This is a genomic window from Delftia sp. ASV31 (assembly GCF_016428765.1).
GTDB lineage: Bacteria > Pseudomonadota > Gammaproteobacteria > Burkholderiales > Burkholderiaceae_C > Comamonas > Comamonas acidovorans.
Window position 1 is genome coordinate 101824 of the sequence record NZ_JAELTK010000005.1, and the last position, 23985, is coordinate 125808.

Consider the following 23985-nt stretch of genomic DNA (forward strand, 5'->3'; position numbering starts at 1 on the left):
CCCGGGTTCAGGCAGGCTGGGGCGTGAACGTCAGCGACAGCCCGTTCATGCAGTAGCGCAGGCCCGTGGGCTTGGGGCCGTCGTCGAAGACATGGCCCAGGTGGCCGCCGCAGCGGCGGCAATGCACCTCGGTGCGCAGCATGCCGTAGGTGCGGTCCTGGCGCGTGGCCACGGCCTTGTCCAGCGGCTGCCAGAAGCTGGGCCAGCCGGTGCCGCTGTCGAACTTGGTCTTGGACGAGAACAGCGGCAGGGCGCAGCCCGCGCAGGCAAAGGTGCCGGCGCGGTGCTCCTTGTTCAGGGGGCTGGTGCCGGCGCGCTCCGTGCCTTCCTTGCGCAGGATCTGGTACTGCTCGGGCGTGAGCCGGGCACGCCACTCGGCGTCGCTGTAGCTCACCTCGAAGATTTCGCTGGAGGCGGCGGCCGGTGCGCTGCGCGGGAACAGGCTGGCCGCCAGCACGGCGGTGGTGCCGGCGCCTGCAGTCCACAGAAGATGGCGTCTGGTGGTCATGGTGTGCTCCTGAAGGTTGCGTGCGTCTGAAACGATGCGATGCCAGTCAGGTTAGGGCGGCGGCCTCCCGAAGTCTTCACGCAGAGTTCAAAGATTCGTGATAACTCCCGGCCCCGGTATTGCGCACAATGGCAGCCACTCCCGCCACTTCCAGGAAACCGCATCCGATGACCGCCACGCGCCGCGTACTTCTCGTCGAGGACGACGCCCATATCGCCGACCTGCTCACGCTGCACCTGCGCGACGAAGGCCTGGAAGTCATGCACTGCGCGCGTGGCGACGACGGCCTGCGCCAACTGGAGCGCGGCGGCTGGGACGCGCTGGTGCTGGACATCATGCTGCCCGGCGTGGACGGCCTGGAGATCTGCCGCCGCGCCCGCGCCATGGCGCGCTACACGCCCATCATCATCATCAGCGCGCGCTCCAGCGAGGTGCAGCGCATCCTGGGCCTGGAGATCGGCGCCGACGACTACCTGGCCAAGCCGTTTTCCGTGCTGGAGCTGGTGGCGCGCGTCAAGGCGCTGCTGCGCCGCGTGGAGGCGCTGGCCCAGAATGCGCGTCTGGAGTCCGGTAGCCTGACCATCGCCGGCCTGGCCATGGACCCCGTGGCGCGCGATGCCCGGCTGCATGGTGCCCGGCTGGACCTGACCCCGCGCGAGTTCGACCTGCTGTACTTCTTCGCGCGCCAGCCCGGCAAGGTGTTCTCGCGCATGGACCTGCTCAACGCCGTCTGGGGCTACCAGCACGAAGGCTACGAGCACACCGTCAACACCCACATCAACCGCCTGCGCGCCAAGATCGAGGCCGACCCGGCTCAGCCCGCGCGCATCCTCACCGTCTGGGGGCGCGGCTACAAGTTCGCCGAGGCGGGGGAGGGCGCCTGACATGAAGCTGCGCCTGACACTGACCCAGCGCCTGTCCCTGGTCTTTGCCGTGCTGCTGCTGGTGTGCAGCGGCACCTCGGCCTGGATGCAGCTGCGCGCCAGCCGCATGCACGAGCTGGAAGTGGTGCAGGGCCTGTCCCGCGACGTGGCCGAAAGCATTGCGCGCGACGCCCAGCTGACCGACGCCAACGGCCTCATGCCCGGCGCCGTGCGCAGCTTCTTCAACCAGCTCATGCTGGTCAACCCCAGCGTGGAGGTCTACCTGCTGGACGCCGACGGCCGCATTGCCGGCCATGCCGCCCCCGACGGCCGCGTGCGCCGCGAGCGCGTGGACCTGGCGCCCGTGCACCGGCTGCTGGAGGGCGGCACGCTGCCCATCCTGGGCGACGACCCGCGCAGCGTCGAAGGCCGCAAGGTCTTCAGCGCGGCGCCGCTGCGCGTCAACGGAAAGGACGTGGGCTTCATCTACGTGGTGCTGCAGGGCGAGGCGCATGACCAGCTGGTGGCGCAGGGCTCGGCCAACTCGGTGCTCAGCACGGCGCTGTGGTCCATCGGCCTGGTGGCGCTGCTGTGCCTGGTGGCGGGCCTGGTGGCCTTTGCGCTGATCACGCGGCCGCTGCGCCGGCTCACCGAAGAGGTGGCCGGTTTCGACATCCATGGCGCGCCCCCGGACCTGCCGGCCCCCCAGCCCGGCGCCGCACAGGACAGCCGTGACGAGATCGCCGTGCTGGACTCGGCCTACCGCCGCATGGTGGCGCGCATCGGCGAGCAGTGGCGGGCGCTCACGCGCCAGGACCAGGAGCGGCGCGAACTCATCGCCAACGTCTCGCACGACCTGCGCACGCCGCTGTCGTCCCTGCACGGCTACCTGGAAACGCTGCTGCTCAAGGACGCCGTGCTCGACGCCACCGAGCGCCGCCGCTACCTGGGCATTGCCCTGGCCCAGAGCCAGAAGGTGGGCGAGCTGGCGCAAAGCCTGTTCGAGCTGGCGCGCCTGGAATACGGCTTTGTCCAGCCCGAGCCGGAGCCGTTTTCCATGCCCGATCTGGTGCAGGACGTGTTCCAGAAATTTGAGCTGCGTGCCGAGGCGCGCCAGGTGGCGCTGCGGGCCGACTTTCCGCCTCGCCTGCCCGTCGTCCAGGCCGACCTGGGCATGATCGAGCGCGTGCTGGGCAACCTGCTGGACAACGCGCTGCGCCACACGCCCGGCGGCGGCAGCATCCAGGTGGCGCTGGCGGCAGCGGGCAACGCGGTCGAAGTCACCGTGGCCGACACCGGCCCCGGCATCTCGGCCGATCTGCGCGAAGGCCTGTTCGAGCGCCCCTTTACCGTGGGCGGCGCCCGCCGCGGCGGCGGCCTGGGCCTGCGCATCGTCCACCGCATGCTGGAGCTGCATGGCTGCCGCATCGAACTGGTGGACCAGCCGGGGCAGGGGGCCAGCTTCCGGTTCGTGCTGCCGGCGGCCGCGCAGGCAACGGGCGCCGACGCACGGCCGCGCCTGGGCTGACGCGGATCGTGGGTTACCCTTGTGCACAGCGCGCCCTCGACGGCGCGGCATGCACAAGATCGTCAACACGCCCCCAAGGACCCACGCCATGTCAACGTCTGCCTCCCCGGTTCATCGCCTGCCCGCATGGGTGCCGCTGCGCTACACCACGTTCTGCCTGAGCCTGGTCGGCAGCGCGGGGCTGCTGGTGGCGGCGCTGGTGTGGGGAGGGCTGTGGTGGTGGCTGGGCTTTGGCGTATGCGCCGCGCTGGCGCTGCTGGGCGTGCGCGACATGACCCAGGTGCGCCATTCGGTGCTGCGCAACTACCCCATCATCGGCCACCTGCGGTTTTTGCTGGAGTTCATCCGGCCCGAGATGCGCCAGTACTTCATCGAGTCCGACCATGAGGCGCTGCCGTTCTCGCGCGCCCAGCGCTCCCTGGTCTACCAGCGCGCCAAGGGCGACCCGGACAGCCGCCCGCTGGGCACGCAGCTCAATGTCACGGCCCAGGGCTATGAATGGGTGAACCATTCCATGCAGCCCACCAGGCTGGCCTCGCATGACTTCCGCATCACCATCGGCTGCGCCGATGAAGGCAACTCGCCCTGCACCCAGCCCTACAGCGCCAGCATCTTCAACATCTCGGCCATGAGCTTCGGCGCGCTGTCGGCCAATGCCATCCTGGCGCTGAACAAGGGCGCGAAGATGGGCGGCTTTGCGCACGACACGGGCGAGGGCTCCATCAGCCAGCACCACCGCGTGCACGGCGGCGACCTGATCTGGGAGGTGGCCTCGGGCTACTTCGGCTGCCGCAACGACGATGGCAGCTTCAACGAAGAAAAATTCATCGCCAACGCCACCGACCCGCAGGTCAAGCTCATCGAGATCAAGCTCAGCCAGGGCGCCAAGCCCGGCCACGGCGGCATGCTGCTGGGCGCCAAGGTCACCCCCGAGATCGCCGCCGCGCGCGGCGTGCCCGTGGGCGTGGACTGCATCAGCCCGTCCAGCCACAGCGCCTTCAAGACACCGGTGGAGATGATGCATTTCATCGCCCGCCTGCGCGAGAAGTCGGGCGGCAAGCCCACGGGCTTCAAGTTCTGCGTGGGCCATCCCTGGGAGTGGTTCGCCATCGTCAAGGCCATGCAGGAGACGGACATCACGCCGGACTTCATCGTGGTCGATGGCGCCGAGGGCGGCACGGGCGCGGCGCCCGTGGAGTTCACCGACCACGTGGGCGTGCCGCTGCAGGAAGGCCTGCTGCTGGTGCACAACACGCTGATCGGCGTGGGCCTGCGCCACCGCATCAAGATCGGCGCGGCCGGCAAGGTGATCACGGCCTTCGACATCGCGCGCATGATGGCGCTGGGCGCCGACTGGTGCAACGCCGGGCGAGGCTTCATGATGGCCCTGGGCTGCATCCAGGCGCAGAACTGCCACACCGGCCACTGCCCCACGGGCGTGGCCACGCAGGATGCGGCGCGCCAGAAGGCCCTGGTCGTGCCCGACAAGGCCACGCGCGTGGCCAACTTCCACGACAAGACCCTGCATGCGCTGCAGGAACTGGTGCAGGCTGCGGGCCTGGAGCACCCCTGCGACATCACGGCCCACCACATCGTGCGGCGCATCTCCGACACCGAGGTGCGGCAGCTGGCCAACCTGGTCCTGCGCGTGGAGCCCGGCGCGCTGCTGGGGCCGCTGGACAAGCAGCACAGCGTGTTCAAGCTCTACTGGCCGGGCGCCAGCGCCCACACCTTCCAGTTCGCGCCGCCCACGCTCAAGCCTTCTGCGCCGCAGGCCAAGGCGCAGGCGGCGGGCCAGGCTGCCTAGAGACGCCACGCACAGAAGACAGGCGCCACAGACCACAGCCGATTACAGGTTTTAACAACCCTCGGGGATAATGCGCCCCGAGAACTTGGTGCACAACTGTATTTTTCTGTGTAAATGAAAACTATTTTGGTTCGCATTGCAGCTGCGGTCTTCGGCGGCTATGCCTTCACCTGGGGCTTCATCGCCCTGGGCGTGGTGCTGATGTTTGCTGCCGGAATGGAGTTCCACGATGCCGAGCATCTGGGCTACATCCTTGGCTTGCTGGTGTTTCTGACGGTGTTCCTCTGGGCCTTTGCGGCGCAGAGCCTCCCGCGCGTCTGGGCCGTGCTGGCCGGTGGCGGCATTGTCATGACCGGCTGCGCATCGCTGCTCCAGCAGATGCTGCTGCCCTGATCCGGAGATCGCTTCCCATGTTCCAGAATTTCCGCCTTTCCATGGCCTGGCTGCACACCTGGTTCGGGCTGGTGCTCGGCTTCGTGCTCATGGCCGCCTTCTTCTTTGGCGCGCTGTCGGTGTTCGACCGCGAGATCGACCGCTGGGCCATTCCGGCCTCGCGCTTCGAGCCCACGCCCATGCCCTCGTACGACCAGATCCTCAAGCCGGTCTTCGAGTCCATGCAGCCCAACGCCCAGGCGCGCGAGGCCATGCGCGGCGAGGTCAACGGCCCGCTGCCCGAGCGCTTCGACACGCCCCAGCGCTGGGGCGCCTACACCACGCACCGCGACCCGGTGCTGGGCCTGTTCGCCGGCTACGAGGTGGCCAACGCCAAGAAGCCCGAGACCCTGATCTGGGCCATGCGCACCATCGACCCGCGCAATGGCGAGTCCCTGCCGGACGACCACCTCAAGATCGGCAGCCAGTTCTTCTACCCGCTGCACTACAGCCTGACGCTCAACTGGATGGGCCTTGGCTACTGGATCGTGGGCTTTGCCGCATTCATCATGCTGGTGGCCCTGGTCAGCGGCGTGGTCATGCACCGCAAGATCTTCCGCGAGCTGTTCACCTTCCGTCCGAAGAAGGCCACCCAGCGCAGCGTGCTGGACCTGCACAACATGACGGGCGTGGTGGCGCTGCCCTTTCACTTCTTCTTCGCCTTCACGGGGCTGGTGATCTTTGCGGGCATCTACTTCCCCATCACCCACACCCAGCTGGAGCCGCTGCACGAGCTGCACGAAAAAATGGAGGCCGAGGAAACCGGCCTGCCGCACGACCGCGCCGGAGTGGCCGCGCCCGTGGCCTCGGTGGACGCCATGGTGGCCGAGGCGCAGCGCCGCTGGGCCGCCAAGGGCATGGCCGGCGACGTGGGTTTCCTGTCCGTCACCCATGTGGGCGATGCCAATGGCTACGTCAGCGTCTACCGCGCCGGCACCGACCGCATCGCGCTCACGGGCGAGGGCATCCACTTCAAGGCCAGCACGGGCGCCCTGCTGCGCGAAGATCCGCCGCGCACGGCCGTGGACAGCCTCAACACCTTCCTCACCGGCCTGCACCTGCAGCACTTCCGCCACTGGTTGCTGCGCTGGCTGTACGTGCTGGGCGGCCTGGCCGGCTGCGCCTGCATTGCCACCGGCTACGTCTTCTTCGTGGAAAAGCGCAAGAAGCAGCACGCCAAGCAGGGCGTGCAGGGCGCGCGCGTGGTCGATGCCCTGGCCGTCACCACCGTCACCGGCATGCTGGTGGCCGCCCTGGGCATGCTGATTTCCAACCGCCTGCTGCCCGAGGCCATGCCCCAGGGCTGGCCGGGCCGGGGCGACATGGAGCGCTATTTCTTCTGGGCCGCCTGGCTGCTGGCCATGGCGCATGCCTTTGTGCGCAGCGCCCCCGTGGCCCGGGGCCTGCCCAACCCCGCATGGCGCGAGCAGTGCTGGGCCGTGGCCGCCATGGCCGTCACCGCCGTGCTGCTGAACTGGCTGACCACGGGCGACCACCTGTTCAAGACCCTGGGCGCGGGCTACTGGCCCGTGGCCGGCGTGGACCTGTTCATGCTGGCCAGCGCCGTGCTGGCCGTGGTGGTGGCACGCAAGCTCAAGACGCGCGCCGTGCCCGCCATGCCCTCGCGCGCCGCGGAGGTGGCCCATGTCTGAGGGACTGTTGGACGCACTGCTGCTGGCCGCCGCCTTTGCCGCCTCGCTGGCCGGCATGGGCTGGTTTGCGCTGGCCAAGGACGTGCACTGGGAGCAGGTGCACGGCGACATGCCCCAGCCCGATGGCAAGGTCAGGCTGCTGCGCTGGCTGGGCGCCTCAGGCCTGGCCGCCTCGCTGGGCCTGTGCCTGGCGGTGGACCATGCCTCCATGGCCTCCCTGGTCTGGATCATGACGCTGGCCGCTGCCGCCCTGGCCATTGCCTTCACCCTGACCTGGCGGCCGAGCTGGCTGCGCTGGCTGCCGGCCTGACGATTGCGCGGGGGCCTCTGCGCCCGCTGCAGGCTCAGGCCTGCCTTTTCCTCATCCTGCGGCTGGCCAGATAGGCCATGCCGCACAGCAGCGCCAGCATGCCGCCCTTGCCCAGGCCGGGAACGGCCTGGACATTTCCGGGGCCGGCACCGGGCCCTGGGTCCGTGCCCGGACCGGGGTCGGGATCGGTGCCCGGGCCCGGGTCGGGAGGATCGGCAGCGATCACCTCGATGGACACGGATGCCGGTGCGGCAGCGCTCTGGTGCCCGTCGGATACCGTGAAGGCGAAGGTATCGGGCCCGGAGTAGCCGGCCGCCGGCGTGTAGACCAGCGTGCCCGTCTGGGGATCGAAGCCGCTGATGCCGCCATGGGCGGGGCCGGCGGTGATCTCGAAGCGCAGCGGGTCCGACTCGAAGTCCGTGCCAGCGAGGGTGATGGTCAGCGCCGTATCCTGCGGCGTCGTGACGGCTTGCGGCAGCGCCACGGGGGCGGCGTTGGCCGCCATCGCGTTGGAAAAGCGCGAGGTGTCGCCGGTGGAAATCCGGGTGGCGGTCGCCGTGACAGCGGCCTGGTCGCCCGGGGGCATGGCGCCCTTGAACGCCAAGGGCGCATGGCCTGATGCATCGGTGGTCACGGTCTGCGAGCCCAGCAGAACCTTGCCGGCGGCGCGCTCCACCAGCCCGTCGGGCAGCCTGGGCGTCGAGAAATACTCGATGCGCATGCTCTCGTTGGCGACGCTGTCCAGCGTGCCGGACAGGCCGTCGGGCGTCACCGTGAGCAGCACCGGATCGGCAGGATCTCCGTTGGCCAGGCTGGTTCGTGCGATGCCTCCCTCGGTATTGCCGTAGATGGCATTGCCGAGCATGGAGACGCCCTTGACTTCGTCCCCCCGCAATCCCACGCCGAACAGCCTGTTGTGCGCAATCACGTTGGCATGTGCCGCGTCGTCACCGCCGACCAGGGTGTCATGGGCCTTCTGGAAAAAGGAAACGCCTTCCCCATTGGGCAGGGCGGTTCCCTGGGGACTGACGCCCACGTAGTTGCCCTGCACGAGGTTGTTCTTGCCGGCGCCCTGGAACTGTATGCCGGAGGCCTTGCTGCCACCGACGATGTTTCCGCGCACGGTCACTTCGTCCGAATCCTTGATGACGATGCCCCATTGATTGGGCAGCATGGTGCTGGCGTCCAGGCTGGTTCCCACGATATTCCCGGCAATCAGGGTATTCGAGTTGCGTGCGGCGTAGTTTCCATTCAATTCGATGGCCGTTTCCTTGTTTCCGGCAACCAGGTTGCCGTCTTCAGGGCCTGTGCCAATGCGATGTCCGCCTTCCGGCGAAAAGAATACGGCAATGCCTGGCCCATTGTTGGCAATCATGGCCGTGCCGGCTGCATTGGTCCCGACACGGTTGCGGGTCACCAGCGTGTGCGAGCCGGAAATGGAAATCCCGGATGAACCACCGGTTTCCCTGACGTTGCCGGAGACGAGGTTGCTGTCGATCAGCGTGCCGGTAAATCCGGATGCCACGCTGATGCCGTTTCCCTGGTTTCCCAGCGCCACGTTGCCGGTGATATCGGTGCCTATGTAATTTCCCTGAATGATGTTTTCTGTACCGGCGCCCGGCCAGGAAAGCCATATTCCGGAATTTTCCGCCGCGGAGATGACATTTCGCCCGCCAATATCCAGACTACCGATGCGGTTGCGGTTGCCGGAGTTGACAAGGATGTTGCTGCGATTGCCCATGGCGACCGTTCCCGATGCGTCAACGCCTATATGGCAGCCCAGCACGGTGTTGCCGTCGCCTGTCACCGCCAGGGCGGTGTTGAAGCCGCCTATCGCCAGACCGCGCACCGTGATGGCGCCTGCCAGCTCAAGCCCTGTACCGAACTCTGAGCTGCCTGCCTGCAGCGTGATCAGGGGGCGGCGTGGCAAGTGGTCCTCATAGCCGGGTTGCGTGCTGGCGTCCACCGTCAGTGATGTGGCCGGTGCAATGGGCTGCATGAGGCTGCCATTCCAGTTGCTTTGGGTGACGATGGTCTGCTCTCCCCCCGCACCGATGCTGAACTCGATGCGGTTGTCGCCCCCTTTGTTGCGGTTGGCGTTGGCGTAGGTGATGGCGTCGCGCAGGGTGCAGGGTCCCAGGCCGGTGCTGGCGCACGGGCCGGTTGCGTCGGCGGCGCTGTCCACCACGACGGTCCATGCATGGGCCGTGGCGATGCAGCCTTGCGACAGCAATGCCAGGGCGAGCAGGCGCAGGGGCCTGCGTGCCGCCATGGGAGTGAATCGTTGCCTGTATATCTTCATTGCCTTTTTCACTTTCCCTGAAATGGGCTGCCGAAACGCATTCTGGATATTGCGCAACACAGGACGTGAAAAAATCGCTGGCATTCTACATGCGCGACGTCTGTGTTCAATATCACAGGGGTGGTGAGAAACGGAGCAGCCTTTGTCGATGAATCAATCCGGCAATGATCTCCAGGGCATTGGTATATTGGTTTAAGAATTTTCTTAAAGTGACAGGAATAGTGGCATTTTCAAAGAAATTTGACGATTTTCCGATGGCGGATCGATGCTTGAAATCGCTCTTTGGCGAGGCGGTGCGCAAGAGGTTTCAGCATTAAGAAAATTCTTAGTCCAAATTCGCCTTTTGATTTCTAAGATTCGGCAATGCGCCAGTTTCAAGCTCTCTTGTTTTCTTCCAGATCGATACATCACAGGCTGCGCCTGTCCCTGGCACGGCGTGATTTGATGGCATTTGCACTGGCGATCATGGCCATGCTGGCCTGTGCCGGTCACGGCGGCAGGGACGACGCCGCCCCGGCGACGCCATCGCGCAGTCTGGGTCATGTGCCCGTGCGAGACGTTCAGTTGTTTTTCATGGACCGATGTTTCCTGCTGCTGGACGCTGCGGTGGGGGCTACGCACGCAGCCATCCACACGCAAGCCGGTTATGCCTGGCCGTGGCGCGCCAGCGCACCGCAGGGCCAGCCCGGGCCGCTCCATTCACTGATGCAGGCAGGCCGGGCGCTTCCCGAATCCCTGTTGCTGCGCAAATCCGCGAACAACGCCGGATGGCTTGCAGACCGCTGGGAGCCCGCGCGGCAGCTGGTCAGGGCCCATGTCTGGCTGCTGCTGTGGTCCGTGGCGCTGGGACTTGCCTTCATGGCTGTACTTGCATGGTGCGTGCGCCGGCTGCGCCGCAGCGTGCCGGCTTCGGCCTGGAGCCGGGCAGGCGCCTGCGCCGCCGGTGATGCGCTCTGCCGCAAGCTGCTGGACACGGCGCCCGTGGGCCTGGCGCTGGTGCGGTGCAGCGATCGCAGCCTGCTGCTGTCCAACGGACTGGCGCGGCAGTGGGTGTGCAGTGATGCTTCCTGGTTCGAGCATGCCCTGGCCGGGGGCACGCAGCAGGGCCCGCGTGAGCTGGCGCTGGGAGACGGTCGGTTGGTGGAGGTCAGCACCACGCCCACGACCCACGCCGGCGAGCCGGTGGTTTTCTGCCTGGTCAGCGATGTGACGGCGCTCAGGCAGGTGCAGGCAGCGCTGGTCGATGCCAAGCTGCGCGCCGAATCGGCCAGCCAGGCCAAGACGCAGTTTCTGGCCACCATGAGCCATGAAATACGGACGCCGCTCTTTGGCATCCTGGGAACGCTGGAGCTGCTGGCGCTGTCCAGGGTTCCTTCCGAACAGACACGCTACCTGGGGGCCATGCAGCAGGCATCGGCCTCCTTGCTGCGCATCGTCAACGACAGCCTGGACCTGTCGGCCATCGAGGCTGGCCGGCTGCAACTGGAGGCCCATGCGTTCTCGGCCACCGAACTGCTCGACAGCGTGGCCGCAGGCCTGCTGTCGCGTGCCGAGCAAAAGGGGCTGCAGCTGTATGCCGTCTCCGATGTGAAAACGCCGCCCCTGCTGGTGGGCGATGCCTTGCGGCTGCGGCAGATCCTGGACAACCTGGTGGGCAATGCCATCAAGTTCACGTTCTCCGGCCATGTGGCCCTGCGCCTGCAGGTCATGGGCGAAAGCGAGGAAGGCACCGACCTGCGGTTCCAGGTGCAGGACACAGGCATCGGCATCGACCCGGAGCAGCAGCCCTTCCTGTTCGACCCGTACTTCCGTGCCCATGCGGCCACGCAGCAGCAGGTCCAGGGCGCAGGCCTGGGGCTGTCCATCTGCCTGCGCCTCAGCCAGGAGATGGGCGGGCGGCTGACGGCCGCCAGCCAGCCGGGACTGGGGACCTGCGTGTCATTCGAGCTGCGCCTGCCGCGCGAGAGCGCGGCAGGCTATGAGGCGGTGCCCAGTCTGTTGCCGCAGACCGTCTACGTGGATGGCGCCATTCCGGAAGTCGTGCACAACCTGTGCGCCTGGCTTCGGCATTGGGGCGCCATGGCCCAGCCGTACCGGGAGCAGGTGCAGGGCCCCAATGAACAGGCGGTGCTGGTGCAAGCCTGGCCACGGTCGGTGCGCCGTCCGCAATGGACGGGCAAATGCGTTCTGGCGCTGGCGCCGGGCGAGGTCCCCCGCGAAACCCTGCAGGCCCGTGTGTGGGAAACCAGCATGCCTGGCGTGCTGGCCGTGGGCCAGGCGCTGGGCATGGCCCAACAGGGCATTGCGCCGGGCGCGCGCCCTGACCTGCACGCCGCCGTTCCCCAGGTCCACGAGCCGATGGGGCTGAGCGTGCTCATCGTCGAGGACAACCCCATCAACAGAATCATCCTGCGAGAGCAACTGCAGGTGCTGGGCTGCGAGGTCCAGCAGGCCAGCAATGGACAGGACGCGCTGTCCATGCCCGGCCTGCTCGAATTCGACGCCGTTCTCACCGACCTGCACATGCCGCTGCTGGACGGCCTGGCCCTGGCGCGTGCGCTCAGAAAGCGTGGCTACGGCCGCCCGATCGTCGGGCTGACGGCCAATGCCCAGCCGCAGACGCAGGCGCAGGGGCAGCTTCAAGGGCAGGGCGACGGACTGCCGGCCGGCTTCGACAGCCTGCTGTGCAAGCCATTCACGTTGGCGGTGCTGCGCACCACCCTGAACCACATCAAGCAATGCAGGACCTGATCCCATGCTGTCGACATTCAAAGTACTCATTCTTGACGACCACGCCCTGTGCTGCGAGCACACGCGCAGCCTGCTCATGGAGGCGGGAATCGTGGACACGCACATTGCCTGCAACGCACGCGATGCCCTGCAAATGCTGCGCGATGGCGGATTCCACCTTGTCATCACCGACCTGAAAATGCCCGACATGGACGGCCTGCAGTTCATCAATGAACTGAGCCAGCGCGGCCTGCATCCCATGCTCGTCATATCCAGCTCCTGCTCGCGCCGGTTGATGAACAGTGTCAGTCTCATGGCCAAGGAGTCCGGCTTTTCCGTCATCGGGATGTTTCAAAAGCCGTTCGGTGCGGACCATGTCCAGGTCCTGGCCAGCCAACTCAGGTCCTTGCGTGCCTACGAGAGGAAAGGCGCTCCAGGCATCAAGGAACGGCCGATTTTCGCCAAGGCACACCTGATCCAGGCGCTGGAGGAGAAAACCATACAGGCCTGGTTCCAGCCCAAGAAATCCCTGCTCACGGGCCACACCGTCGGTGTGGAAGCGCTGGCGCGCTGGAACGATCGGCAGTTCGGCTTCATGATGCCGGGCTCGTTCATGTCCGCCATCCGGTTCCATGGCCTGGACCATGCCTTGCTGGTGCGCATGATGGAAGACGCCATGTCGGCGCACCTGGCCTGGCGCAGTGCCGGACATGTCGTGCCTGTGTCCGTCAACCTGCCGATACCGCTGCTGGACGATATCGGGCTGCCGGATGAGTTGCACGGCATGGCGGCCCGGTGCGGCATCGCTGCGGAGAACATCACGTTCGAGCTGCTGGAGGACCAGGCCGTCGGCATACCCGCCAACTACTACATGTGCGCGAGCCGCCTGCGGCTCAAAGGCTTTGGCCTGGCCCAGGATGACTACGGGCGGGGTTACAGCTCGATGTACAGCCTCATCTCCACGCCCTTCACCGAATTGAAGATCGACCGGGCCTTCGTGGCCGGCGCCGCGGGTGACGAGGTGCGCACTGCGGCCTTGACGTCGTCGGTGCAGCTGGGGCGGCAACTGGGCCTGACGGTGACGGCAGAAGGGGTGGAGACCACCCAGGACCTGGAGTTGCTGCGCAGCATCGGCTGCGATTGCGTGCAGGGATATCTGCTGTCCGCCGCAGTGCCCGCCAGCGAATTTGCCCTTATGCTGGCATCCGAACCCCGACACCAAGGCAACCCCACCTGACCCAAGCACGCAAGGCGTCCATGCCCGACTCCCCGTTCAGCAAGATCACACGCACCACACGCTGGCAGAACCGGGTACTGTTTGGAGTGCTTCCCCTTGCGATCTTCCTCATCGCTGTGCTGCTGTGGGGCTCTGAGAGGATCTTCGAGCAGGAGCAGGGCCGCCTGGCCTTGAACTTCTCCGCCATCGTCGGCTCGCTGGACGAGCAGGAGATCTTCCTTCGGCGGCTCAAGGGCCGCAACGAGTCCTGGAAAGCGCTGCCGGACCAGAGAGTAGCCACTATCGTCGACGTGCCCGCACCTGCGCAGGCGGACTACCGCATGTTCCGTGGCCGCGAGGCCATCGGCGGCATTCCCTTTTCATTGCAATGCTCTGCGCGCGCGGCCTGCGACACGCTCCCGGACCGGCTTTTCTCGCTGGGCAGCTCCCTGGCCGCAGGCTATTCCTCCTTCTGGGCAGGCTCCTACTTCCCTGCAGCCGCTGCCTTCTTCACCAAGGAGGACGGGGCGATCAGCATCGGCGTGCCGGCCATCGACGTGCCCATCGGCAACGAGAGCGTCACGCAGGAAATGTTCGACAGCACGATTGCCGCCGTCAAGGCGCATCTGCGGGCCAGGGCCGCCGATGCCCGGCCGGGCGCCGGCTCCACGGCGCCGGCGCAGGAGATCGTCTGGTTCCGGTCGCCCCAGTTCCCGGAAAAGATGATCGGCATGGTCGCAGCCGGCTTTTCAAGCCATATCGATGCCGGCGACGAAGCCGCCGCAAGCCCGATCTACGCCGCCATCCTTTTCAGCCGCCAGCGCATCAGCGCCATAGAAAGAACCATCCATACCTTGCCCAGGCATCTTTTCTGGCTGGAGCACCGGGATTTCGGCGTGCTCATGGGCACCGGCCCCGTCCCGCAGGTGGACGACACGGGGATGCAGTACACGCGCAATGGCCTGATCCTCAAGACCGAGGATGCCTCCGGCCGGTGGACCGGCTACTACCAGGTGGACTACGCCACCTTTTTCCAGGGCCGGCTGTTCGCGCCCTCTGCCGGCCTGGTGCTGGCCCTGCTGCTGAGCCTGCTGGCCGGTATTGCCTATACCCGCTGGTTCAACCGCAAGGTGATTGCGCCCGCGCAGGAGGCGCAGCGGGTCATCGTCGAGAGCAATGAATTCAACAGGACGCTGATCGAAACCGCTCCCGTGGCCATCTGCCTTGTGGCCTACGGCAGCGGGAAAATCATCTTCAGCAACTCGCTGGTGCAGGAGTGGCTGCACTCGGCCGATGGCTACCTGCGCCCCGGCTCGCCGGAGAACAAGGCGGCACTGGACGAGATTGTCCAGGCCCGGGCCGCAGGCACCATGGAGCGCCTGGTCACCGCGCAGGGCCGAACGCTTTACGTGGCCTACGCGCCCACCCGCTACCTGGGCCAGGATGTGACGCTGTGCGTGTTTGCCGACGTCAGTGCGCGCGCAGAAATCGAGAGCAATCTGGAGCGGGCAAGAATCGCGGCGGACGAGGCCAACGAGGCAAAGTCCACCTTTCTGGCGACCATGAGCCACGAGATCCGCACGCCGCTGTATGGCGCGCTGGGCACGCTGGAGCTGCTGGGCCTGACCGAGCTCACGCAGCTGCAGCGCAAGTATGTGGACCGTATCGAGGCCTCCTCGTCCATCTTGCTGCAGATCATCAGCGACATCCTGGACACCAGCAAGATCGAGGCGGACCAGTTGCAACTGGAAAAGGCCCCGTTCAACCCCCGGGAGCTGGTGCAAAACTGCACCAGCTCCTATGCCGCCATGGCGCAGCAAAACGGCCTGCTGCTGTTTTCCTGCGTGGACGCGCAGGTGCCCGAGTCGGTGCTGGGCGATGCGGTGCGCATCCGCCAGATCCTGGGCAATCTCATCAGCAATGCCATCAAGTTCACGGAGGCCGGCCATGTGATCGTCCGCCTGCGCAGCGTGCCGGGCACGGCCTCCCAGGTCCGGCTGGTGTTCGAGGTCTGCGACACGGGCGTGGGCATAGAAAAATCCCTGCATGGCGAGCTTTTCACGCCCTTTTATCTGGTCAAGAACAGCAGCCGCACGGCGCGTGGAGCGGGCCTGGGCCTGTCCATCTGCTGGAGCCTGGCCCGGATGATGTCCAGCTCCATCGAGGTCTGGAGCGAGCCCGGCCTGGGCAGCCGGTTCTGGTTCGAGCTGGGGCTGGAGACCGTCGCGCAGGAGGAGGAGGAGGAGGAGGCTCCCGCGCTACAGGGCGCCCGCATCGCGGTGCGCACCCCCCACCCGGAACTGACGGACAACATCTGCGCCTGGCTGCAGCGCTGGGGCGGCCAGGCCCGCGCGGCGGGCGCCGCCCCGGTGGCGGCCCATGACGATGAGCTGCTGCTGGACGTCCTGCTGCCGGCGGACAGCCCCGCGCCCGGATGGATGGGGCCGCACCTGAACCTTTCCTCGCCGGACAACCGGGGCATCGACGGGCACAACGTCCTGAGCATCGGCTTGGGCATTGCCCAGGTGCTCGGCGGCGCACAGCGCTCGGCCGGCTCCGGCTCCGATCTGCCCCTGTTCGACCTGCGCGTGCTGGTCGCCGAGGACAATCCCGTCAACCAGGTGACGCTGCGCGGCCAGCTCGAGAGCCTGGGCTGCGAAGTCACGGTCGCCGACGACGGGGAGGAGGCGCTGGCGCTGTGGGACATCAGCCCGCACGATCTGGTGCTGACGGACGTGAACATGCCCTACCTCAACGGCTACGAACTGGCGGAGCGGCTGCGTGCGGAGGGCGTTGTCTGCCCCATCGTCGGCGTGACCGCCAATGCCATGCTGGACGAGGAAAACCGCTGCCTGAATGCCGGCATGAATGCCTGGCTGGTCAAGCCCATCCCGTTGCGCACGCTGGTCCGCACCCTGGAGAAGTTCGCGCCGAAAAAGCGGCTCCGTCCGGCGCCTGCCCAGGCCGGTACCCCGGTGGGGGATACCTCGCAGCCTGCGGCCCTGTCGGAGCCCAACGTGCTGCAGACGCACCGGCAGGTCTTCGTGCAGTGCATGAACGACGACATCGCAATGCTGGCCCGTGGCCTGGAGGAGCGCCGGCCCGACCTGGCCGCGCAGGCGCTGCATCGCATGCGCGGCGCCTTGCTGCTGGCCAGGATGCAGGAGCTTGCCGCGCGCACCCAGTCGCTGGAGGACCAGCTCCCGAACGGCACCCGGGAGCCCGGCCTGCAGGCCGCGCTGTCAGTCCTTCTGGCCGACCTCTTGGCCGACCTTCGCGCCATGATGGCGCAATTGCCCCAGCCCTAACCCTTTGCTTGCGATCCCATGAAACTGAAACTGCGCATTGCTGTCGTGGACGACCACGCCGTGGTCCTGCTTGGTGTCAAGGACTTCCTGGAGCAGGACCCCAATCTCCAGGTCGTGGCCACGTTCAGCACGCCATCGTCCTTGATGCAATACGCCAGATCGAACCCGCTGGACGTGGTTCTGACCGACTACTCCATGCCGGGCGACGATGTCTATGGCGATGGCCTGCGCTACGTGGACTATCTGATACGCCACTTCCCGGACATCAAGGTGCTGGTGCTGACGACCGTCTCCAACCCCATGATCATCTCGGCCCTGTATGACGCCGGCGTCGCCGGTGTGCTGCTCAAGGAAGACCCGCTCACCCAGATCATGGCGGCGCTGCAGTGTGTCCGCCTCAATGCCCGCTACTATTCGCCCTCATTCCAGGCCGACACGCCCAGGCAGGAGCGGTCCGTTTTCCTGGCCGAGCGCGCCAACAGCCTCTCGCCGCGCGAATTCGAAGTCCTCAGGCATTTCGCCAATGGTGAGTCCATCACCGAAATCGCCGCACGCCTGCGGCGCAGCGTCAAGACCGTCAGCCTCCAGAAGAACTCCGCCATGCGCAAGCTGAACGTGGACAGCAACCAGGATCTGGCGGCCTTTTGCGCCGAGCACCATCTTTTCGACTGACCGGCCTGCGGGCTGCACAAGCCGGTCACCCTTTTAGCGCCTGGCCTTGCGCCTGGCTGCCGTCCTCGGCGTCCCCCTCACCCAGGCGATAGTGCGGTTCGGACGGCATCAGGCGAAACCCCAGAAGTGCCCCGCGCCGGCTTGTCTTCATCGCCAGGGGCGCCTGGCAATGCACGCAGCCATAGTTCACGAAATTGGCGTCCTGCTCCAGTGAGTAAAAGCGGAATCTCAGTCCGGGGTGGGGCGTTGACAGGCTTGTATTGCTCAGCAATTCGTAGCATGGGTCGCACAGTTTCTGGGACGTTCTCTTTGGCTGCATTTCTGGAAAAAACGGATCGATATACCGCTCTCCAGTCTTGCCCGGCCTTGCGCAGCCAAGGTTAAGACGATTCTTATTGCCGCACGGCGCGCATCAAAGCGGCTGCTGCTGCGTCGTGCAGTGGATGCCACCTTCCAGCGCCAGCTCGGTCTCCAGGTAGCGCACGTTGGCGGCTTCGGTGACAAAGCCCGCCACCTCGGCATCGTTGTCATGCGCCTGTTTGTCGCCCCAGCCGTTCTGGCGGGCGTTGGCCGAAGCCTGGGCGCGATGGCCGGGCGCTGTCGTTGCAACACTTGGTTACTTCCTTGACCCATCTCAAATCCCGCATGCGGCAGCGTCGATACGCTTCGGCCCATGAATCACCAGGGCTTGACTTTGGTCAGCATGGCTTGGCACGCAGGCATTCCCCGCCTGTGCGCGCACAACAGCGGCGCACAACGCCGCACAGGAGATGCATCAATGCACATCGGTCAACGTTTCTGGCGCCGCCAAGGATTGGGCGCAAAGCTGTCACTCACCAATTTTGTCTGGGTCGCCGCCATCCTGGCGCTGCTGGTGCTGGGCATTGCCTGGGATGTGAGCAAGTCCCTGCAGAAAAAAATGCACAACGAGATGCAGCAGGGCGTCCAGATGCTGCACAACTTCGTCGAGTCCACCGACAAGGAGCTGCGCCAGCGCACCCAGTTCCTGGCCGACAGCCTGGCGCGCAGCCTGCAGGGATCGCTCAGCCTGGACACCAGCGGCGGCGAACCCGTGCTGAGCCTGGACGGCCAGCCGCTCAACGGCAACGATGCGCACCTGCAGGCCTTCACGCGCAGCACCGGCGCCGTGGCCACCGTGTTTGCGGCTCAGGGGCAGGGCGACTTCGTGCGCATTGCCACCACGCTCAAAAACGAGAAAGGCGACCAGAGCGTGGCCGTGCTGGGCAGCCGGCTGGACCGCGCCCATCCCGCCTACGCCGCCATCCAGGCCGGCCAAAGCTACATGGGCCTGGCCCACCTGTTCGGCCGCCAGTACATGACGCAATACCGCCCGCTCAAGGACGCCTCCGGCGCCACCGTGGGCATCGCCTTCGTGGGCCAGGACTTCTCGCAACTGCTGGAGCACTTCAAGGACTCCATCCGCGCGCTCAAGGTGGGCCAGACCGGCTACTACTACGTGCTCAATGCCGAAGACGGCCCCCAGCGCGGCCAACTGGTCGTGCATCCCGCCCTGGAAGGCCAGAACATGAGCGATTCCAAGGACGGCGATGGCCGCTTCTTCATCCGCGACATGCTGGACCGCAAGCAGGGCAGCATGGCCTATCCCTGGACCAATCCGGGCGAAACCCAGGCACGCGACAAGCTGGTCGTCTTCAGCCAATACGCACCCTGGAACTGGGTCATTGCCACCAGCGCCTACGTGGACGAAGCCGTGTCCGAGACCCGCAGCCTGATCCTGCAGTTCGCGCTCATGGGCCTGGGCGCCGTGCTGCTGCTGTCGGCGGCATGGTTCTGGCTCATCCGCCGCATGATCGTGCGCCCCTTGAAGCAGGCCAGCCACATGGCCTACGCCATTGCCGATGGCGACCTGACCGTGCGCATCGCCAGCGACCGCCAGGATGAAATCGGCCACCTGCTGGAAGCCATGAACACCACCAGCACGGGCCTGACGCGCGTGGTCGGCAGCGTGAACGAACAGGCCCACAGCGTGGCCCTGGCCAGCGCGGAAATCGCCCAGGGCAACCAGGACCTGGCCGCCCGCACCGAAAGCGAAGCCAGCGCGCTGGAGCAGACCGCCGCCGCCATGGAAGAGCTGGGCTCCACCGTGGCCCACAACGCAGACCACGCGCAATCGGCCGACCGCATCACGCGCGAGGCCCAGCGCGTCGTCACCGAAGGCGGGCAGGCCGTGCGCAAGGTCGTGCAGACCATGCAGGGCATAGACGCCAGCAGCAAGAAGATCGCCGACATCATCGGCGTCATCGACTCCATTGCCTTCCAGACCAACATCCTGGCCCTCAACGCCGCCGTGGAAGCGGCCCGCGCGGGCGAGCATGGCCGGGGCTTTGCCGTGGTCGCCGAGGAAGTGCGCGCCCTTGCAGGCCGCAGCGCCGAGGCCGCCAAGGAAATCAAGCAGCTCATCAGCCACAGCGTGGCCGAAATCCACACCGGCAACCAGGAGGCAGCGTTTGCCGGGGAAACCATGGAACAGGCTATGGAGGAAATCCGCAAGGTCACCCAGCTCATCTCGGACATCAGCCACGCCAGCGCCGAGCAAAACAGCGGCGTCGCCCAGGTGGCCGAGGCCATCACCCACATCGACCAGACCACGCAGAAGAACGCGGCCCTGGTCGAGGAAATGGCCGGCGCCGCCGCAGGCCTGCGCCACCAGTCCGATCAACTGGTGCGCGTGGTCTCGGTCTTCAGGCTGCCGGGCGGCAGCGGTGCGCCGCTGCAGACTGCGGCCCGCGCAGCGAGCGCCGCGCCAACCACCAGCGACGCAATCCGCCGTGCCCCGGCGCTGGCGCCCAGCGCTGCCGCAGCCAAGCCCGCAGCATCGGCCGCCCCGGCAAAAACGGCCGCCGCCAAGCCCGTCGCCATGGCCTCCACGGCCGATGACGACTGGGACAGTTTCTGAGAGCCACCGGGTGAGGCCAGGGGAGCCTGGAGCCCCTGGGGCCCCTGGCTCCAGCGGCCCGCTCTCTCCGGCCCGCGGCGCTCTGGCATGCTCTGCAGCCACTCCATGAACCGGTTGAATCCCATTGACGCCCCTTGAATACATCGACCGCGCCCTGGCGCTGGTGGCCCAACGTGCCCTGGCCCTGCCAGGGCACGATGTCTTCCAGCACCTGGCGCACCAGCTGCAATACGTGCGTGCGGTGCTGCTGGACCGGGGCCTGGATCGCTCCAGGCTGCACCAGATCACCATCGGCAGCGTTGCGGTCAAGGAGTTCGACGAGACCGATCCAGAGCTGGCCCGGGCCCTGAAGGATGCGCACTACGTAGCCGTGCAGACCGGGCGCGGGCTGAAGATCGATTTGCCCTGAGCGCGCTCCAGCAAAGGAAATGGCCGGGGCAGTTGGGCGCTACGCCAGCGGAGTCTCGAAGACCACCCGGCCCAGGCGGCTCTTGACGATGTAGCTGTTGCCGCTGATCTCGGCGGTCTTGAAAGAGTCGCGCCGGTCAATGAAGCCGGGCACATCGCTCATCCACAGCCTTTGCGGGGTGCTCTGTCCTGCCCTGGTCACTTCGCAATACCAGGCTTCACCCACTTCGGAATCAAGGCGCCGGAACACTTCCACCCGGGACTTTCTATCCTTGCTGCGCTTGCCCAGCTTCTTGATGGGCAGCGTCAGCTGGAATTGGCGTTGCACCACCGCATCCGCTGCCGCGTTGATGGCCTGCACGGCTTGCAGGTTCGGCCCCTTGCGATTGGCGATGTCCATCAGGCACTGGCGCAGGAGTTCCAGCAACTGCTGGTTCCGGGCAGCGCGGTCCTGCGCCAGAAAATGCGCAAAGTCGAAATCCTCAACAAAAACCGCAGTCACTCCAAGAACGTTGTCGAACGCCTCCGCTTCGCCCTGGGGGCCAAGAACCACGGCAATCTTGCTGCTGCCATTGATCTCAACCGCAGGCAGCAGGGCCATGAACATCTCGGTGATGGGGTGGGTCAGGCGGCGAATGTACACACCATCAGGCAGCGTGGCCAGGTCACTTTCGTGCAGGGTGAGCAGGTTCAATTTCATGGGAGTCTCGCTATATGCGCCATTGTCCCTGCCCGAGTCACTGCTCGGTTCACTGCCCTGCCAGCCGCTGGCCATTCCTGGGGTAAAGGAGTGGCATTTGACGCCCGCGTCAGTCGTGCCGCGCCATCAGGTCACGGCGGCGGCGCTCGTAGTAATGCCGCTGGCACTCGGCCGCCTCCTGCCAGGCCTGCCTGTCGATGGTCTCCTGCACATGGTCCGGCAACGGCCGGGGCGCAGCCGCAGTCGCCAGCATGGCCTCCATGCCCTCCAGCGGCGCAAAGCCAAGGCAGGGCAGCTCGAACGGCAGCATGGGCTCCTGCGCATTGGCCAGAATGGCCCCCAGCGCCCAACGTGCCATGCGGTCAAAGAACCCGTCAGGGTGCCCATGGTTCCAGTACCGCGCCATCTCCGGCCCCGCAAACCGCATGGCGTCATAGGCATGCCTGGGGTTGTGGCGGGCCAGCTCCACCACCTCGCTGAACCAGATCTCTCCAATCCCGTAGTGCTCATGCCCGCTGTTCATGCGCGGCGGCACAAACCACTGAATGCGCTCGCCCTTCGCATTGCGCCGTGTGAAAGACAGGTCATCGCAGGTGCGGATGCGGCGCAAGACCTTGGGCGCAGGCCCCGGGATCAGGCTTTGAGGCGGGTGCATGGCATCGTGCCCGGGCCGGGTCTTGCGCTTCGTTTTGCTGACTTTGGCCGATGCATCCATGCTGGCCAGGACCTTGTGCTTCACCCAGCGCCTGAAGCGCTTGGCCTCAGGTGAGGGGTTGGCCTGGATCAGCGCATGCAAGCCGTCCGCGTTGACGGCAGCCACTGCTTCGCGCCTGGGCTTGCGGCCGGGCTCGCTGGAAAGGCGGACGGTGCAGCGCTGGTCCTCAGCGAGCTTGCCCGTAGTCACCTTGTGACGGGAGATTCCCAGGGCGGTGCACACATCCTTGGCAAGAAGCCAAGTCACGCCATTCCTGGGGAATGTGCGGATCGGGATGTCGCCGAAGTGGAAGGTTTGGGGGGTGATGTCGTCTGCAGGGATTCCACGGACGGACGGGGTCTGCGTAGCCATGACTGGCCTCCTATGATTCGTTGGACTACCAACTTCGCCTCCTGTTGAGAGAGGCGGCCGGGTGCTTCAACACGGTCATAGGGCCGCCCGCAGATTTCCCCCGAAGGGTCTTGTATAGCTGCGCGCCACCCGGCCATAAGCAAGCCTTGCCCCGGAGCTCGGGGCAAGACGAAACGTATGGACGAAAAAAAGCCACTGGACTTACGGGAGTGACTTCCGCCTATGAGGTGTGTTGAGCACCGGGAGGGATCGTAGCAGGTGTGGGGATGCGGGAGCTGCCCAAAGCTGTTACGTAGGGGGTGCTGGATGGAGGGTGCAGGGATGTGTTGAATGAGGGGCTTTGCAGTGAATTGCGAGGGCAACGTTTAGTTGTTCAAGGCCTGTGCGTCAGCAGTAGGCCACCGCACACGTCCGAACGACGGCCTCAGGCTGGGGGCGGACGATCCGCCTCGTTGCTCGACCTGCAGCTTGCGACCGGAAACGGAAGCAGTGACCGCAGGAAAGCGGACATTCAAGCGCAACAATTGCTACGTGTCTCAGGCTTACGTGGAGTTGGACTTTGGAAACTGCCTGGCATATGCCGCCATATGAGCCGGAAACAGCTCTTCGTAGATGGGATACGCAATTCCCAATACGCTTAGCTCCAAGCCTTCTGGCCCGAGCTCAAACGAATGGTCTTCGAGATGAATGGTGCCGCCGCCGGGCAGAGGCGAGCCGTTCGTTAGCCTTACTGAGAGGAAGAGGTGGTCCTGGCTCCCTCCAGCAGATTCGACGACTGCCTTCTGAACGTTGACGTATGCTGGGAGGGGAACGAAGCGCCCGAAGGCGACGCCCATGGGCGCGTCGCCAAGCTCGAGTTCGGAATACCCAATCAGGGTAGCGCCGGCGAGAACCTCGAATCGATACATGGTTGGGGGTGGGCTTATAGATGCAATTCCCGATGTCCGCTTAGGCCGAATTTTGCCGTACGCTGCAGGGCGCTCAGAACCTGAAGGCGACGTTAACCCCATACCTGACCTTCCACCGCCCGATAATTGACGCATGAACCCCTGGAAACATGTCCTAGCGAAGTTGTCCGACACTGGACCTCTTTTGGCTCACTGGCATCTTTACTCAGGCGTAGCGTTCTACATGTACGTGCCGAGAAAGTCAGACATCGGCTGGGAGACTATCAAGCCCGACTCCAACGTGCGCTTTGAGGAAATAGCGCGGCTGGACATCATGCGCTCCCTGCGCCTTGGAGGCTTGGACGCGACAAACGACCTCGACGTATGTCAACGTGCTGTTGCTTCAATTCCGGAAATAGCCTTGCAGGAAGTCGAAGGCGGCATTCAGCTGAGTCTGCGCGGCACCGAAGTGGCCGAAGCCGGGCCTAGCTACTTGTGAGCGCAGCACCGCCTGTCTCTTATACACATCTAAAATAGGGGGGGGGGGGGGGGGGGGGGGGGGGGGGGGGGGGGGGGGGGGGGGGGGGGGGGGGGGGGGGGGGGGGGGGGGGGGGGGGGGGGGGGGGGGGGGGGGGGGGGGGGGGGGGGGGGGGGGGGG

At 66.0% G+C, this 23985-nt stretch carries 18 protein-coding genes; 13 read left to right on the plus strand and 5 right to left on the minus strand.

Annotated elements, in window-relative coordinates; genetic code table 11:
* Window positions 1-7 precede the first annotated feature (7 nt).
* On the minus strand, window positions 8-508 hold the full coding sequence (msrB, locus tag JHD82_RS03360; protein ID WP_012204914.1) for a peptide-methionine (R)-S-oxide reductase MsrB: 501 nt from the start codon (window positions 506-508) through the stop codon (window positions 8-10).
* Window positions 509-675: 167 nt separating this feature from the next.
* Between msrB and JHD82_RS03365 the strand changes: the two genes are divergently transcribed.
* The 6 genes from JHD82_RS03365 (at window position 676) to JHD82_RS03390 (ending at window position 7100) form a co-directional block, all read left to right on the plus strand.
* Window positions 676-1392 carry a response regulator transcription factor gene (locus JHD82_RS03365; protein WP_012204915.1) on the plus strand — a complete coding sequence of 239 codons (717 nt, stop codon included), beginning with the start codon at window positions 676-678 and terminating at the stop codon, window positions 1390-1392.
* A gap of 1 nt (window position 1393) precedes the next feature.
* Entirely contained in the window at window positions 1394-2899 is a 1506-nt protein-coding gene (locus JHD82_RS03370; RefSeq protein WP_199135408.1) for a HAMP domain-containing sensor histidine kinase, read from the plus strand.
* An 88-nt stretch (window positions 2900-2987) separates the two neighbouring features.
* Window positions 2988-4706, plus strand: a complete 1719-nt coding sequence (locus JHD82_RS03375; protein WP_199135409.1) for an FMN-binding glutamate synthase family protein — start codon at window positions 2988-2990, stop codon at window positions 4704-4706.
* Window positions 4707-4820: 114 nt separating this feature from the next.
* Window positions 4821-5099 carry an iron uptake protein gene (locus JHD82_RS03380; RefSeq protein ID WP_199135410.1) on the plus strand — a complete coding sequence of 93 codons (279 nt, stop codon included), beginning with the start codon at window positions 4821-4823 and terminating at the stop codon, window positions 5097-5099.
* A gap of 17 nt (window positions 5100-5116) precedes the next feature.
* A complete protein-coding gene (locus JHD82_RS03385; protein WP_199135411.1) occupies window positions 5117-6790 on the plus strand; it encodes a PepSY domain-containing protein in 1674 nt (557 codons plus the stop codon).
* On the plus strand, window positions 6783-7100 hold the full coding sequence (locus JHD82_RS03390) for a DUF3325 domain-containing protein (RefSeq protein ID WP_198819416.1): 318 nt from the start codon (window positions 6783-6785) through the stop codon (window positions 7098-7100). The genes JHD82_RS03385 and JHD82_RS03390 overlap by 8 nt, the downstream gene beginning before the upstream one ends.
* Window positions 7101-7134: 34 nt before the next feature.
* Here JHD82_RS03390 and JHD82_RS03395 read toward each other — a convergent pair whose 3' ends face one another.
* Window positions 7135-9462 carry an Ig-like domain-containing protein gene (locus tag JHD82_RS03395; RefSeq protein WP_307838074.1) on the minus strand — a complete coding sequence of 776 codons (2328 nt, stop codon included), beginning with the start codon at window positions 9460-9462 and terminating at the stop codon, window positions 7135-7137.
* 513 nt (window positions 9463-9975) lie between these two features.
* On the opposite strand from JHD82_RS03395, the gene JHD82_RS03400 reads away from it, so the two are divergent.
* The 6 genes from JHD82_RS03400 to JHD82_RS03430 all read left to right on the plus strand — a co-directional run bounded on the left by JHD82_RS03400 (window position 9976) and on the right by JHD82_RS03430 (window position 20675).
* On the plus strand, window positions 9976-12153 hold the full coding sequence (locus JHD82_RS03400) for an ATP-binding protein (protein WP_233174602.1): 2178 nt from the start codon (window positions 9976-9978) through the stop codon (window positions 12151-12153).
* A gap of 4 nt (window positions 12154-12157) precedes the next feature.
* Window positions 12158-13369 carry an EAL domain-containing response regulator gene (locus JHD82_RS03405; protein WP_199135413.1) on the plus strand — a complete coding sequence of 404 codons (1212 nt, stop codon included), beginning with the start codon at window positions 12158-12160 and terminating at the stop codon, window positions 13367-13369.
* 20 nt (window positions 13370-13389) lie between these two features.
* Window positions 13390-16656 carry a hybrid sensor histidine kinase/response regulator gene (locus JHD82_RS03410; protein ID WP_199135414.1) on the plus strand — a complete coding sequence of 1089 codons (3267 nt, stop codon included), beginning with the start codon at window positions 13390-13392 and terminating at the stop codon, window positions 16654-16656.
* A gap of 18 nt (window positions 16657-16674) precedes the next feature.
* Entirely contained in the window at window positions 16675-17328 is a 654-nt protein-coding gene (locus JHD82_RS03415; protein WP_012204925.1) for a response regulator transcription factor, read from the plus strand.
* Between the two features lie 778 nt (window positions 17329-18106).
* Window positions 18107-20266, plus strand: a complete 2160-nt coding sequence (locus tag JHD82_RS03425; RefSeq protein ID WP_199135415.1) for a methyl-accepting chemotaxis protein — start codon at window positions 18107-18109, stop codon at window positions 20264-20266.
* A 124-nt stretch (window positions 20267-20390) separates the two neighbouring features.
* Window positions 20391-20675, plus strand: a complete 285-nt coding sequence (locus JHD82_RS03430) for an immunity protein Tsi6 family protein (protein WP_199135416.1) — start codon at window positions 20391-20393, stop codon at window positions 20673-20675.
* Window positions 20676-20714: 39 nt separating this feature from the next.
* Here JHD82_RS03430 and JHD82_RS03435 read toward each other — a convergent pair whose 3' ends face one another.
* The 3 genes from JHD82_RS03435 to JHD82_RS03445 all read right to left on the minus strand — a co-directional run bounded on the left by JHD82_RS03435 (window position 20715) and on the right by JHD82_RS03445 (window position 23348).
* Window positions 20715-21374 (minus strand): hypothetical protein, encoded by a 660-nt coding sequence (locus JHD82_RS03435; RefSeq protein WP_199135417.1) that lies wholly within the window; start codon window positions 21372-21374, stop codon window positions 20715-20717.
* A gap of 109 nt (window positions 21375-21483) precedes the next feature.
* Window positions 21484-22440: a Bro-N domain-containing protein gene (locus JHD82_RS03440; RefSeq protein WP_199135418.1), complete on the minus strand. Its 957-nt coding sequence runs from the start codon at window positions 22438-22440 to the stop codon at window positions 21484-21486.
* Between the two features lie 542 nt (window positions 22441-22982).
* Complete coding sequence (locus JHD82_RS03445; protein ID WP_199135419.1) at window positions 22983-23348, minus strand: hypothetical protein; 366 nt, start codon at window positions 23346-23348, stop codon at window positions 22983-22985.
* A 133-nt stretch (window positions 23349-23481) separates the two neighbouring features.
* Between JHD82_RS03445 and JHD82_RS03450 the strand changes: the two genes are divergently transcribed.
* A complete protein-coding gene (locus tag JHD82_RS03450) occupies window positions 23482-23826 on the plus strand; it encodes a hypothetical protein (RefSeq protein WP_199135420.1) in 345 nt (114 codons plus the stop codon).
* Window positions 23827-23985 lie beyond the last annotated feature (159 nt).